Origin of the sequence: Pseudomonas brassicacearum (genome assembly GCF_003732225.1) — a bacterium.
Lineage (GTDB): Bacteria > Pseudomonadota > Gammaproteobacteria > Pseudomonadales > Pseudomonadaceae > Aquipseudomonas > Aquipseudomonas brassicacearum_E.
Genome location: NZ_MOBJ01000001.1, coordinates 291,370 through 304,662, shown reverse-complemented (window position 1 = coordinate 304,662; position 13,293 = coordinate 291,370). Strand labels below are relative to the sequence as shown.

Genomic DNA, 13,293 nt, shown 5'->3' with positions numbered 1-13,293 from the left:
AGACCCGTTTTCCAGTAGACCGTAAGGCTGCTCCGCTTAAGTGAACAGCATTAGAACACTGTCCGGGCTTTTTTACATTTCAGCTCACCAACAGCTGATTTAACTCCCCAACAATCCTGTAGCGTCCGCATCAAACAGTTTTTTGGTCTGGTTGGCGGCAGGCGTCAGCAGGGCAAGTATCGTTGCCTCGTTATACAGCTGCGTACCGGCCAGGCTCTTGGGTGTCGGTTCTATCGGAATAATGATGTCCTCATTACCCGCGTCGTTTGCATGCAGCCAGATCGCCACAAAGTGCAGTGCCGAGACAAACAGCACTCTGAGCTCATAGGATTTTCCCTGCAGGCTCGCTGAGTTTTCTGCCAGGTTCAGCGCGCTGACGGTGGCGGGCGCCATAGCGCCATGGTTCAGCGATGAAAACTCGACATTGCCTTGTACTTCGGCCAGCTCTGCATCGGCAATGGTTGTTCCATCGGAAAAAACCAGATAGTGCCAGTTACCCGGCCTGACAGCTTTCAAGCCTTTGCCCTGGGTCAGGTCTTCCAGGCTCAGTGAGTAACCACGGTAAGGCTCGGAAAGGCTGATTTTGCTTGGGACGGCATTTGCAAACTGGCGGTTGATACCAAAGCCTTGTGTCTGCAAGGCTGCTTGAAGAGCGGGGCGCAGTGTTTGTACGCCGTTGGAAGGCGCCATTGGGTAAGAAAGTTTCATGATGCCCTCCTAGTTTTTCCGGGTGAAGTAAGTGGTGGTCCAGTTGCCGCCGCCGTTGTATGAGCCGGGGAACGTATTCAATGCGCGCGTTGAATAGCCATAGATGGAATCTGCAACCAATACATAGTTGCCATTGGTCCCATAAAACGTCAGGAAGTGAGCGCCACCGCCATACCAGGCAACGCGTATGCCGATAGGTCTTCCCATGTTGATCTGGTTTTCGATGGCGTTCATTTGAATCGAACCCTGGCTCATGCTGGCAAAGCTTCTTGTGGTCCTCAGGGCCGAGTCCAGATAGCCATAAACGTTGCAGGGGCCCGGCTGGTTGCAGCAGGAATTTCTGTCGAGTTCATCGTTGGCGACGACGCATTGGGTCCAGGACCCGGTGCCGTAATAGTTGCCAACAGACGCTGAAACGGCTGCCCAGCACCAGTTGGTCTGGGTTTGCCGCTGCATGGTGAAGTTGAGACTGGCGGCAGCAAAAGCTGCTGGCTCTACCGATGTTTCAATATCAGCCAGTTCAGGGTTGATCAGGTGTTGGGACAGGCACCTGGGAAGTGCTTCGCTGGTGGTCGAGTTCTTAAATTGTGTCTCTTCAGTCAGTAACATTTTTCATCCTCCATGAATGAACGTAGCTCCAGCTTGGGTATGTGTACCTTTATTGAAATAAAACTGCTTTTTAGTGGGTGAGATATCGGCTTGCGCTATTTGCCATCTTTGATGGCCTGCTCCGATCGGGTCTCGCTGTAACCTTAGGATGCAATATGCGTTTGTGCAAATTTGTAATGCGCCAATGCATTGTTTGGCGATGGACGGCATCACGTGACGAGGTAGAGCTAGCTCCCTCGCCACAGCTGTGGTTTAGCGCTTCTTCACCGCTATACACATATCCACTTCCATCACATCGGTCTTCTGGTCGTAGGAAGCATCCACCGGATAGCGTTCGAAATTGGGACGTTTGTCGTAGTCCAGGCCGCTGGCCGGCATCCACTGAGCGCAAAGCTCGCCCCATGCCGCGGCAATCTGCAAGGCCGGACCTTTGAAGCGGGCCACCGCGTAAAGACCGCCGGGCAGGGTGGTGACGGCGAACGGGAAGGCCGCATTGAAACCCTCCGGGACCTCGACGCAAGCGTCGTAACGGCAATACGCGGCCGGGGTGACGCTTGGGTCGTCATGGCCGATGCCATAACGCACCTTGTTCAGCAGATCGTTTTCGATCATCCATGGTGCGACAGTCTCGCGCCAGAAGGTGCCGATGCCTGGGCCGTAAGGGCCGGTGTAGCGCAGGTAGGCGACGCGGGCGGGTGGCAGTTCTATCAAGGTGACGTTCATCGAAGTGTCCTTGTTGTCAGAGTCGGACCTGATAAGTGAGCCTCGCCCGACAGAGGCAAGGCTGACTCTGAGTTACTCGCAACCGCAGGATTTGGCGCTCGGTTCGTCTTCATAACGATCATGATGGCGCACCCATTTCATGCCTTGCTCTTCGTTGCGGCCCTTGGGCGTCAGGTCGAGGTAGTTATAGGCGCCGACCAGCAGGTCCAGGCCGCGAGCGTAGGTGGAGTAGGTGTGGAAGATTTCCCCGGCGTCGTTGCGATAAAACACGCTCAGCCCCGGCAGTTCACCTTCGGTGCTGGTGCTTTTTTCGTAGTTGTAGGTCGCGGTGCCGTCCGCGAGTTCCTGCTCGCTGATGGTCACCTTGTAGTCGGCGTTGAAGTCACTGCCGGCCGATGAGACCCATTTGAACTGCCAGCCCATGCGTTTGCGGAACGCCTGGAATTCGGCCAATGGCGCGTGGGAAACCACCACCAGCGAGATGTCATGGTGGGCCAAGTGCTGATTGGCGCCGTCGATGTGATCCGAGACGAACGAGCAGCCGTGGCAGCCTTCTTCCCAACCCTTGGCAAACATGAAGTGATAGATGATCAGTTGGCTGTTGCCACCAAAAAGATCCGCGAGGTTTTGCCGCCCGTCGGGGCCTTCAAACACGTAGTTCTTGTCGACTTTCACCCAAGGCAGCGCTCGACGTTCGGCGCTGAGTTTGTCGCGTTCCCGGGTAAAGGCCTTTTCGTGAATCAGATGCTGTTTGCGGGCCGCGAGCCATTCTTCTCGGGACACGACTTTGTGCTGTTGCACGCTGTTCATGACTTTCCCTCCTGCGAGGTTGGCGTGTTATGGCTTACACAGCCTAGTCGTTTGACCGACACTGAAATCGACAAGCCGCCGATCGGTTGTCGGCATTTAAGAAGCCCCCGCTGCCTTCAAACACTTCAGGGCGCTGAAATCACTGCGTACCTTGTCGATTTTCTTCAACAGATGCTGGTGTTGATCGGCAGTGCTGTCGGCCATCAGGTCGACGATCAGGCTGCGCGCCTGGGCTTCGGTGTTGGCGTAAGCCTGACGGTAGGCCGGGGTCCATAGGGTCTCGCGATCGACCAGCAGGGTTTCGATGCGCTGCGCAAAGTCGCTGTTGTGGCGTTGTTCCACCGCAGCACTGAACAGTGCCTGCCAATGAGCGCGGTTGGCGATCCATTGCTGGTTTTGCTCGCCCAGCGCGTTGGCCCAGGCGACAACGCGCTGTTCCTGAGCATTGTTGAGCGGTCCGAGCCAGTCGCCCAGGCGTTTATCCATCCGCTCGATGCGATGTTTGATCTGCTGTGCCAGCGGCGGTTTTACATATTGGTCCTGACGCTGACGCAGGTCTTTGGCGAAGGCCTGCTCCATCTCGTTGACTTGTTGGTCATTCAAACCCTGCAACAACTTGACTGCCGAGGGGGTGATTTCCCGGGTGGTTTGGGCGATGGCTTGCTTGGCTTCGAGGATTCTGGCTTGCAGCGCGGCGTCCGTGACTTGATTGGTTTCGACCATCCGCTGCAAACGATCGAGCCAGTCGAGGTAGCCGGGCAATTGCGTGGAGCAGTGCCAACTGAGGTGTTCCTTGAGACGTTCGTTGAGCCAGTCTTTCTGCTCGCTGGTCATGTCCAGGTAGTCGCTGAGCGTCCAGGGAATGATCACGTCGAGATTGCGATAGGCCATGCCCATGCGGTTGCAGGCCGGCAGTGCGAGGCACAGGGTCAGGAGCAGAGCCAGGTGTTTGAACCAGCGCGACATGAGCCAATCCTTGCAAGGGCGTAGTTCTGGTGTCTGAACGCAGGATGGACCCGACAGCTCTGCCGATCAATAGAACGTGCGTTTGGCTTTGCAGGATGTTGCTGGGGGGAGAGGGTTCCAGTCCTAGCGCTTCGAAGCTCAAAGCGCTTAGGGACCAGGGTGACGCGAGGGGGGTATTACTTTTTGCCCAGAGTGATCTGCTTGGACGGGCCGAATGTCTGGCCGCTAACGCCTTTGGCAATTTGCTGGATCTCGCCGCCGGACTTGAGGAAAAGAGCGATCTGGTCGTTGATCGATTCGCTGGTTTCAACGGCTGGAGCTGGCTTTGCTTTGCTGTTGGATGCTTTTACACGCATGGCGGCCATTAACCTGTAGAAAATTAACTTGGCCAAGCATCGTACAGGAAATACTTGACAATTGCTTGGTAAATATCTGCCTGAAATAACCGAGGGCAGGTGTCGATTATTCATAAGTTGCTGTTCGTAATAACTGCCTAAGCTACTGTTTTAAAAAAGAACGCTGGCGTGAAAAATATCGTGTATGGCTTACCGATATCAGCGAAAAGCGTCTGAACGGTCTGACGAGCGGCCCCTGCTCTGGCGCAAAACCCACGAGAAATGAGCCTCGCAGAGGATTTTTCTTCGCAAGCAAGCGGGCCACGCAACGGCACCGGCAAAACCGGGTAGAATGGCGCCCAAGCAATGAGGGTATTGGAAATGGCTTTAGTCGGGCGCTACAACAGCTTGCAAGTGGTTAAACACACTAACTTTGGTTTATATCTGGACGGTGGCGCGGATGGCGAAATCCTTCTGCCTAATCGTTATATTCCAAAAGATATTCCCAGCGAAGATGAAGACTGGCTGAACGTTTTTGTTTATCTGGACAGCGATGACAAACTCATCGCAACTACAGAAAAACCGAAAGTTCAGGTCGGTGATTTCGCCAGCCTTAAAGTCGTTGAAGTCAACAGTATCGGTGTGTTTCTCGACTGGGGTCTGCCCAAGGACCTGCTGCTGCCGTATTCCGAAGAAAAGCGCCAGATGACCGCTGGCGAATACTGCGTGGTGCACGTCTACCTCGACAAGCACACCCGCCGCATCACCGCGACCGCGCGTCTGGATCGCTACCTGGACAAAACCCCGGCCAACTACAAACCGGGTCAGGAAGTTGACCTGCTGGTGGCCGAAGCGACCGACATGGGCTTCAAGGCGATCATCAACAACAAGCATTGGGGTTTGATCCACAAGAATGAAGTCTTCAAGTTCATGCGTGCCGGCAAGGAAGAGAAGGGCTTCATCAAGGAAGTTCGTGCCGACGGCAAGATCAGCCTGAGCCTGCAACCGGTGGGTGAAGAGGCGGCTACCAGCCTGAACTCGAAGATCCTCGCCAAGTTGCGCGACAACAACGGCACCTTGCCGGTCAGCGACAAGAGCGACCCGGCACTGATCAGCAGCCTGTTCGGTGTCAGCAAAGGCAACTTCAAGAAGGCCATTGGCGCGCTCTACAAGAACGGCCAGATCGTCATTCACGCGGATCGCATTGAGCTGAGCTGATGCCTTTGTGCCCACCAACGACTGCGATCTTCGTTTTTGCAGCTGCTTGGTGGGGGCAAGATCAAAAGATCGCAGCCTGCGGCAGCTCCTACGCTCATCGTCTGTAGGAGCTGCCGCAGGCTGCGATCTTTTCAGGCGTTTGAATAATATTTTCCAGCATTCTTTTTTTGCCCCGTTTTGGGGTTTTTTCCTGCTGTCGAGAAACTGCCATGTGTTTATGGATGTGTGAGGCGTTGTCATGATTGCCACTCGGCGCAGCGCCGATGGTTTTGCCCTGCAAGTGATGCTGGGACTGTGCCTGGTCTGGGGCATCCAGCAGGTGATGATCAAATGGGCGGCGGCGGACATCGCACCCGTGATGCAGGCCGCCGGGCGTTCTGGGATTTCCGCGTTACTGGTGGGATTGCTGATCTGCTGGAAGGGTGGCTGGAACCAGGTTGGCAACACCTGGCGTGGCGGTTTGCTGGCGGGCGGCCTGTTTGCCACCGAGTTTTTGTTCATCGCCGAAGGTCTGAAACTGACCACGGCGGCGCACATGTCAGTGTTCCTCTATACCGCGCCGATCTTCACCGCACTGGGCGTGCACTGGCTGCTGCCGAGCGAGCGTTTGCGACGGTTGCAATGGCTGGGGATCCTGCTGGCGTTCATCGGTATTGCCGTGGCTTTTGCCGGGGGCGTGTCCTGGGACAATCTGGACCGGCGCATGTTGCTCGGCGATGCGTTTGGCGTGCTGGCCGGTGCTGCCTGGGGCGCGACCACCGTGGTCGTGCGCGCCTCACGGTTGTCGGAAGCACCAGCAACCTTGACCTTGTTTTATCAACTGATCGTCGGTTTTCTCGGTTTGCTGCTGATTGCCGCCCTGAGCGGGCAGATCACCCACGTACACCTGACCCAGGTGGCCGTGGCCAGCGTGCTGTTTCAGGGGCTGGTGGTGTCGTTTTTCAGCTACCTGACGTGGTTCTGGCTGCTGCGCCGTTACCTGGCGTCGAACCTCGCGGTGTTCTCCTTCATGACGCCACTGTTCGGTGTGACCTTCGGGGTGTTGCTGCTCGATGAACCATTGAGTTTCAACTTCGTGGTCGGTGCGGTGCTGGTGTTGCTCGGCATCACTTTTGTCAGCGCAGAACAGTGGGTGCGCCGTCGTTTGCGCAAAGCGCTGGAGCGTTGAGTGGACGCAGCAGCAAACCACCGGCCACCAACAAGCCGCTGCCAGCCACCATCAATGCCGGTTGCAAGCCACCGCTGAAGTGGCTGCTCAACGCCGCCAGCAATGGCCCGCTGAGCTGACCCACGGCGAAGCACGCGGTCAGCAGGCCGGCGTTGCGCTGGGTGGCATGCGGTGCCAGTTCCCGTGAGCGTTGCATCACCAGTTGCATGCAGGCCAGAAATGGCGTGCCGCAGAGAATCACTCCCAACGCCAGACCGAGACCGCTGCCCAGCAGGCACGCGAAGACCCCGGCCGCTTGCAGCCACAACGTGGCGATCAACCAGTGACGCGTGGCATCGGGCTTTTGCCGGCGCAGACTCACCAACACCACTCCGATGGCGGCCGCCAGACCAAAGCTCGGCCAGAACAGGTCGGCCTGCCATTGCCCTTGAAAACGCGCACTGGCCATTTGCGACAGGAAGGTCGCCGGAATGATGTAGCCCAGACCGTACAAGGCATAGATCAAACCCAGGCGCGGGATTCCTGCAGTGTTTGAGGCCGCGGCGGTGGGAGCGACAGCCACGTTCGCGACCGGTTGCGGCAGGATCGGCAGAATCACCAGCAGCATTGCCAGGCCCACGCCGGCATACACCAGCCACAAGGTCGCAGAGCTTTGTCCCAACAGGTTCGAGCCAAGTGCGAGCAAACCCGTCAGAAAAATCCCCAAACCCGGCCCGGCGAATACCAATGCGCCGAGTTTTGGACGTCCGGCAGCCATCGCCAATGGCTGACTCAGCGCGGTGATCATTACCAGCACCCAGGCGCTGGCCACGCCGGTGCCGAAGCGCAAAAACAAATGCGGCCAGAAGCCTTTGGCCCAGAACGAGGCGAGGGTCAGTAGCACACACAGCCACAAACCGCCGAGCAGGCGCCGACGGACTTGCCCGGGGCGACGGGCGAACATCGCGTCCACAGCGCCGATGAAGTAGCCAAGATAATTGGCTGCCGCAATCAGACCAGCGGCGGTCAGGTCGATCTGACCTTCGCTGAGCAGATGTGGCAGTTGCGGGGTGAGCGCAAAACGGCCAATGCCCATGGCCATCATCAAGGCAATGAAACTGGCGAGTAGGCGAACAAGCGGCGACATGATCAGGATTCCTGCAAAGGAGCAATGACCGTCAGGCTAGGACTGATTGACTTTCTTTAAAAATGAATAATAGTGAGTAACTTGTTCTTATTTGGAGAAAGGTGTGGAGTTCAGCCAATTGCGCATCTTCCAGGCCGTGGCCGAGGAAGGTTCCATCACCCGCGCCGCCGAACGCTTGCATCGGGTGCCATCCAATCTGTCGACGCGGCTCAAGCAGCTTGAGGATCAGCTCGGTGTAGAGCTGTTCTTGCGTGAGCGTCAGCGCTTGCAGCTTTCGCCCGCCGGCAAAGTGCTGTTGGACTACACCGCCAAGCTGTTTGCCCTGCATGACGAAGCCCAGGCGGCAGTGCAGGGCGGGCAACCGGCCGGTGATTTCGTGCTTGGCACCATGTACAGCACTGCGGCGATTCATCTGCCGGCGTTGCTGGCGCGCTACCACCGCACTTATCCGGCGGTGAATCTGCAAGTGCAGTCGGCTCCCAGTGGTGAGTTGCTCGAAGGCTTGCTCACCGGGCGTCTTGATGCGGCGCTGGTCGATGGCCCGCTGGCGCTGGCAGGGCTCGATGGCGTACCGTTATGTGATGAAAAACTGGTGCTGATCAGCGAAGCCGATCATCCGCCCGTGCGCAGCGCGCTGGATGTACAGGGGCGCTCGGTGTTCACTTTTCGTCAGGGTTGCTCCTACCGGATGCGCCTGGAGGCCTGGTTCGCCCATGATCATGCGGCGATGGGCCGGGCGATGGAAATCGAGTCCTATCAAGGGATGCTGGCGTGTGTGATTGCCGGCTCCGGTGTGGCGCTGATGTCCGAGTCGATGCTGGCCAGTCTGCCGGGACGCGAGAGCGTGGCCGTGCATCCGTTGGCCGAACCTTTTGCCAGTGCCACCACCTGGCTGATGTGGCGCAAGGGCATGGTCGGCGCCAATCTCAATGCCTGGATCGAAGTGCAACAGGCGGCGTTCGGTGGTGGCCTCCCGGTTGAGGCTGATTTTGATGGATTCGGTAACAGATCTTTGCGCTCTGAGGCGAGCATTGCGTAAGACTTCGGACTACTATCTGTATGAAGCGTCTATAGAACCCGGTCGCTCAGCACTACCCTGAAGGGGGGGCACCATGAAAGAGAAACTGCAAAACTGGCTCCATGACCTCGGTGTCGCGCTTGGTTTGATCGAACCACCTCTGCAGCCCGTGCCTGTCCGCACAGACGATGAGCAACGTCGGCGTCAGCAACGCCGCCGGTAAGCGACACGGCGTGAAAAGATCGCAGCCTTCGACCGCATCGTCGGAGGCGCGATAGCGCACCCGCCTCAAGGGTGCTGATGCAGCCACTGGTCAATCATTACGCGCAACTTCTCCCCGGAAAAACTCCCGAAATGTCCGCCATGTACGGTGCGGATCGGCAGTGTGCGCAGGCGTTGCAGGCTGCGGGTGTAATCCTCGAGGTTGGAGTGATAGGCATCTTCGATCAGCGGCCCGTCGTAGATGATGTCACCACTGAACAGCGTGCCGGTCGCGACTTCAAAGAGGCTGATGCCGCCCGGTGAATGGCCGGGAGTGTGCAGCACTTGCAGGGTTCGATTGCCCAGGTCCAGCACGTCGCCTTCTTCGATCAGTCCCGTGGCGGGAGCAGCTTTTACCCGGTATTCGGCGTAGCACAGCGGGCAATCGGGGTGGGCTTCGAACATCTCGTCGCCAACGAAGGCCTTGGACAGGGTGTTGTCACCGTCAGGCTTGGCGAGGATCTGCGCTTCGGCCGGATGCACCAGCCGCTCGGGGAATTCGTGATGACCTGCGATATGGTCGAAATGGCAATGACTGGCCACCGCCACCAGCGGCCGCTCGGTAATCCACGGCAGTTGCTCGCGCAGGCTGACCAGGCCCGAACCACTATCGAGCAGCAGGTCTTTGTCGCGGCCCTGAATGTGCCATAGGTTGCAGCGGTAAAACGGTCGAATGTACGGCTCGTGAATCAGCCGAATGCCGTCGCTCAGGTGTTTGACCTCGAACCATTGGTCGCGACTGACGATTTTCATGGCGCTTTCCTTTAGGCGAAAAAAACGGGTGCAGCAACCGACGCTGCACCCGCCGAAGAAAAGATTCAAGCCGTTGTTGGTTTCAGCTTATATCGCGTTCGCCACGGCAACCGGGCGAGGGGACAGCAGGCTGACCACGACGAAGCTGATCAGGCCAACAGCCAGGCTGTAGTAGATCGGGGTGTTGGCATCCAGGCCATCCTTGAACATGAACACCAGGGCGGTGAAAAAACCCAGGCCCATGCTGGCGATCGCGCCGGAGGTGGTTGCACGTTTCCAGAAAATGGCGCCGATCAACGGAACCAGCATGCCACCCACCAACAGGTTGTAGGCCAGGGTCAGGGCGCTGATCACGTCACTCACAACCAGCGCGATACCCAGTACGATAATGCCGGTCAGCAGGGTGAACAGGCGGTTGATCTTCAGGCTCGACTGTTTGCCACCGCGCAGTTTTGGCAGCAGGTCTTCGGTCAGGGTGGTGGACGCGGCGAGCAGGCCGGCGCTGGCGGTGGACATCATGGCCGCCAGAGCAGCAGCGATCACCAGACCACGAATACCATCAGGCAAGGACAGTTTGACGATCGCGGCAAAGGCGTTGTTGACGTTGTCCAGGTCCGGGATCAGCACATGAGCAGCCATACCGATCAGCGCGCAGGCCAGACCGTAGAGAATGCAGTAGAAACCGGAGATGGTGCCTGCGTACTGAGCGACTTTTTCGTTCTTGGCGGTGAACACCCGTTGCCAGATGTCCTGACCGATCAGGATGCCGAAGAAGTAGATCATGAAGTAGGTGATGATGGTGTCCCAGCCAATGGTGGTGAAGCTGAAGCTGGATGCCGGCAGTTTCAACACCAGCTGATCCCAGCCGCCCACGCGGTACAGGCAGATTGGCAACAGGATGAACATCAGGCCAACGGTCTTGATCACGAACTGAACGATGTCGGTCAGGGTCAGCGACCACATGCCGCCGATGGTCGAATACACCACCACCACGCCACCGCCGAGTACTACCGAAATCCAGAACGGCAGGCCGAACAGCACTTGCAGCACGGTGCCGATCGCGAGGATCGAGGTCACGCCAATCATCAGCGCGTAGGCCAGCATGATCACCGCACTGGCTTGACGGGCCATCGGGTTGTAACGCTTTTCGAGGATCTGGGTAACAGTGAAGATCTTCAGTTTGAGCAACGGCTTGGCCAGGAACAGGTTCAGCGCGATGATCCCGCAACCCAGTGCGGCGCAGAGCCAGAAACCGGAAATGCCGTGGACGTAACCCAGGCGAACGGTGCCGACGGTCGATGCGCCGCCCAGCACGGTGGCAGCCATGGTGCCCATGTACAGGGTCGGGCCGAGGTTACGCCCGGCCACGAGATAGTCTTCGTGGGTCTTGGCCTTGCGCATGCCGTAATAGCCCAGCACGAGCATGCCGGTGGCATAAATGAGTACGACGAATAAATCCAAAGCCATGAAGCGTGTCTCCGATTGTCTTTCTTATATGAGTCTTGTAGGTGCAAGGCTGCCCGTGATGCAGGCGCCTCGGTGTATCAGCTCAACCGCGTCATCGTTCATCGCGGGCAAGCCTTGCTCCTACAGGTAGTGCGTGAGTCAGGCGGCTTGGCGCATGACCGGTTTAGCGAGCGAATCCGTGCCCTTGCTGCGTGGATCGTTCGGCCCGAATACGGCCGAAGGTTCCGGGAACAGGCTCAGCAATGCCAGGTACACCAGGGAGGCCAGGCCCAGGGTCACCGGCAGGCTGATGTCGATTCCGCCGGCCAGGTCGCCCAGTGGGCCGACAAATTGACCCGGCAGGTTGACGAAGCACAGGCCGACCATTGCACTCGGGATCCAGGCACCCAGGCCACGCCAGTTCCAGCCGTGCTGGAACCAGTAGCGTCCGCCTTTCTCGCCACGGGTGAACACTTGCAAGTCATCCGGGCAGTAGAAGCCGCGACGCACCAGCAGGCCGATGATCATGATCACCATCCACGGGGTGGTGCAGGTGATGATCAGCACGGCGAAGGTCGACACGCTCTGCACCAGGTTCGCCGCAAAGCGCCCGATGAAGATGAAGGCAATCGACAGCACGCCAATCAGCAAGGTTGCCTTGACCCGCGACAGCAGTCGCGGGAACACGCTGGACATGTCCAGGCCGGTGCCATACAGCGAGGTGGTGCCGGTGGACATACCGCCGATCACCGCGATCAGGCACACCGGCAGGAAGAACCAGCTCGGCGACACGGCCAGCAGGCCACCGACATAGTTGTTCGCAGCGATGTAATCCGGTGCCTTGATCGCCACGATGGTCGCGGTGGTCAGGCCGAACATGAATGGGATCAGGGTGGCGATTTGCGAGATCACCACGGCGGCCATGATTCGGCCTTTCGAGGTTTCGCGCGGGATGTAGCGTGACCAGTCACCGAGGAACGCGCCGAAGGAAATCGGGTTGCTCATCGCCAGCAGCGTGGAGCCGATGAAGGCTGCCCAGAAGCCAGGTTGACCGTGGTTGACGCTACCGGCGAAGTTCGCATCGAAGGGGCCGGCGAAGGCGAAGATACCCAGCAGGAACAGCAGGCTGGCACTCCACACCGCGATCTTGTTGACCCACAACAGGAAGCGAAAGCCGTAGATGCACACCGTCAGCACCAGAATCGCGAACAGGCCGTAGGCCAATGCCAGGGTCAGGTCGTTTTCCGGAATACCGATCAAGCGCTTGGCGCCACCGATCAACGCGTCACCCGAGCTCCACACCGAGAGTGAGAAGAACGCGATAGCGGTCAGCAACGACAGGAACGAACCGACGATCCGCCCGTGCACACCGAAGTGCGCACCGGAAGATACGGCGTTGTTGGTGCCGTTGAGCGGGCCGAACAGGCCCATGGGCGCGAGGATCAGCGAGCCGACCAGTACACCCAGCACAATGGCCCAGACGCCGGCTTGAAAAGACAAACCGAACAGCACCGGGAAACTGCCGAGCACGGCGGTGGCGAAGGTATTCGAACCACCGAAGATCATCCGGAACAGATCCAGCGGACTTGCGGTACGTTCGTGGTCGGGGATCTGTTCGACCCCGTGGGTTTCAATTTGCGTAAGGCTTTGGTCTTTGTTGTTGTTATTCATGATCTGCTCCGATCATAGAGGCGCGCTCATCGTGTGCGAGCGTCACCTGTCTTGGCTAAGGGGAGGGCAGCCCTTCCGGCATTGCGGACAAATGTTCGTGGCAGGCCAGCCAACGGCCTTCTTGTTGTTTGCGAGACACCTGTTTTCTAAAAACAATGGTTTCGCGCTCCTGGCTGAAATGTTGCTCCCCTTGCATGCGCAACTCGGTGGCCACGTCATGGACAAACACCGCCACGTCACCTTGCAGGCTGACGAAGGCGTTGCTTGAGGTGCACGAAAGCACCTCGAAGCCATCCTCGGAGCGCCAGGTGTCCCACAACGCCTGATAGGCATTGCGCGACAGCAACGGCTGTTCGAGGGTGTAGAACACGAAGCTGGCATCGGCGCTAAACGCGCCGAAGTAGGCTTCGCGATCATTTTGAGCGAACGCCGACACCAGTTCGGCGGCGGCGTCGAGGACCTGATCACGTGCGTTCATGGT

The 13,293-nt window shown here is 58.2% G+C and carries 15 protein-coding genes; 4 read left to right on the top strand and 11 right to left on the bottom strand.

All coding sequences use genetic code 11. The annotated features are described in order from the left end of the window. Positions 1-99: 99 nt before the first annotated feature. The 6 genes from BK659_RS01470 to BK659_RS01445 form a co-directional block, all read right to left on the bottom strand. Positions 100-708 (bottom strand): hypothetical protein, encoded by a 609-nt coding sequence (locus BK659_RS01470; protein ID WP_123423412.1) that lies wholly within the window; start codon positions 706-708, stop codon positions 100-102. Between the two features lie 9 nt (positions 709-717). After that, a complete protein-coding gene (locus BK659_RS01465) occupies positions 718-1,317 on the bottom strand; it encodes a papain-like cysteine protease family protein (protein WP_123423411.1) in 600 nt (199 codons plus the stop codon). A 252-nt stretch (positions 1,318-1,569) separates the two neighbouring features. After that, positions 1,570-2,040, bottom strand: coding sequence for an AraC family transcriptional regulator (locus tag BK659_RS01460; RefSeq protein ID WP_123423410.1), 471 nt, complete (start codon positions 2,038-2,040; stop codon positions 1,570-1,572). A gap of 72 nt (positions 2,041-2,112) precedes the next feature. Continuing rightward, positions 2,113-2,850: a DUF899 domain-containing protein gene (locus tag BK659_RS01455; protein WP_123423409.1), complete on the bottom strand. Its 738-nt coding sequence runs from the start codon at positions 2,848-2,850 to the stop codon at positions 2,113-2,115. A 96-nt stretch (positions 2,851-2,946) separates the two neighbouring features. Then, on the bottom strand, positions 2,947-3,816 hold the full coding sequence (locus tag BK659_RS01450; RefSeq protein WP_123423408.1) for a DUF6279 family lipoprotein: 870 nt from the start codon (positions 3,814-3,816) through the stop codon (positions 2,947-2,949). 176 nt (positions 3,817-3,992) lie between these two features. Then, entirely contained in the window at positions 3,993-4,181 is a 189-nt protein-coding gene (locus BK659_RS01445) for a hypothetical protein (protein ID WP_185015272.1), read from the bottom strand. A gap of 351 nt (positions 4,182-4,532) precedes the next feature. Here BK659_RS01445 and BK659_RS01440 point away from each other — a divergent pair, with 351 nt between their 5' ends. Both BK659_RS01440 and BK659_RS01435 read left to right on the top strand, forming a co-directional pair. Further along, the gene (locus BK659_RS01440) at positions 4,533-5,369 is read left to right on the top strand and encodes a CvfB family protein (RefSeq protein ID WP_123423407.1); all 837 of its coding nucleotides are present in this window, start codon (positions 4,533-4,535) and stop codon (positions 5,367-5,369) included. Positions 5,370-5,607: 238 nt separating this feature from the next. Beyond that, entirely contained in the window at positions 5,608-6,537 is a 930-nt protein-coding gene (locus tag BK659_RS01435; RefSeq protein ID WP_123423406.1) for a DMT family transporter, read from the top strand. Here the strand turns inward: BK659_RS01435 and BK659_RS01430 are convergent. Then, positions 6,485-7,663 carry an MFS transporter gene (locus tag BK659_RS01430; RefSeq protein ID WP_123423405.1) on the bottom strand — a complete coding sequence of 393 codons (1,179 nt, stop codon included), beginning with the start codon at positions 7,661-7,663 and terminating at the stop codon, positions 6,485-6,487. The two genes, BK659_RS01435 and BK659_RS01430, sit on opposite strands and share 53 nt — an antisense overlap. 103 nt (positions 7,664-7,766) lie before the next feature. Between BK659_RS01430 and ptrR the strand changes: the two genes are divergently transcribed. Continuing rightward, positions 7,767-8,702: a putrescine utilization regulator PtrR gene (gene ptrR, locus BK659_RS01425; protein WP_259740202.1), complete on the top strand. Its 936-nt coding sequence runs from the start codon at positions 7,767-7,769 to the stop codon at positions 8,700-8,702. A gap of 73 nt (positions 8,703-8,775) precedes the next feature. Beyond that, positions 8,776-8,904 carry a PA1414 family protein gene (locus BK659_RS27870; protein WP_259740122.1) on the top strand — a complete coding sequence of 43 codons (129 nt, stop codon included), beginning with the start codon at positions 8,776-8,778 and terminating at the stop codon, positions 8,902-8,904. Positions 8,905-8,969: 65 nt separating this feature from the next. Here BK659_RS27870 and BK659_RS01420 read toward each other — a convergent pair whose 3' ends face one another. The 4 genes from BK659_RS01420 to BK659_RS01405 all read right to left on the bottom strand — a co-directional run bounded on the left by BK659_RS01420 (position 8,970) and on the right by BK659_RS01405 (position 13,290). Beyond that, positions 8,970-9,695 (bottom strand): MBL fold metallo-hydrolase, encoded by a 726-nt coding sequence (locus BK659_RS01420; RefSeq protein WP_123423404.1) that lies wholly within the window; start codon positions 9,693-9,695, stop codon positions 8,970-8,972. Between the two features lie 87 nt (positions 9,696-9,782). Then, complete coding sequence (locus tag BK659_RS01415) at positions 9,783-11,162, bottom strand: sodium:solute symporter family protein (protein ID WP_123423403.1); 1,380 nt, start codon at positions 11,160-11,162, stop codon at positions 9,783-9,785. 138 nt (positions 11,163-11,300) lie between these two features. After that, complete coding sequence (locus tag BK659_RS01410; protein WP_123423402.1) at positions 11,301-12,812, bottom strand: purine-cytosine permease family protein; 1,512 nt, start codon at positions 12,810-12,812, stop codon at positions 11,301-11,303. Between the two features lie 55 nt (positions 12,813-12,867). Beyond that, complete coding sequence (locus BK659_RS01405; RefSeq protein ID WP_123423401.1) at positions 12,868-13,290, bottom strand: YybH family protein; 423 nt, start codon at positions 13,288-13,290, stop codon at positions 12,868-12,870. Between the last annotated feature and the right edge of the window lie 3 nt (positions 13,291-13,293).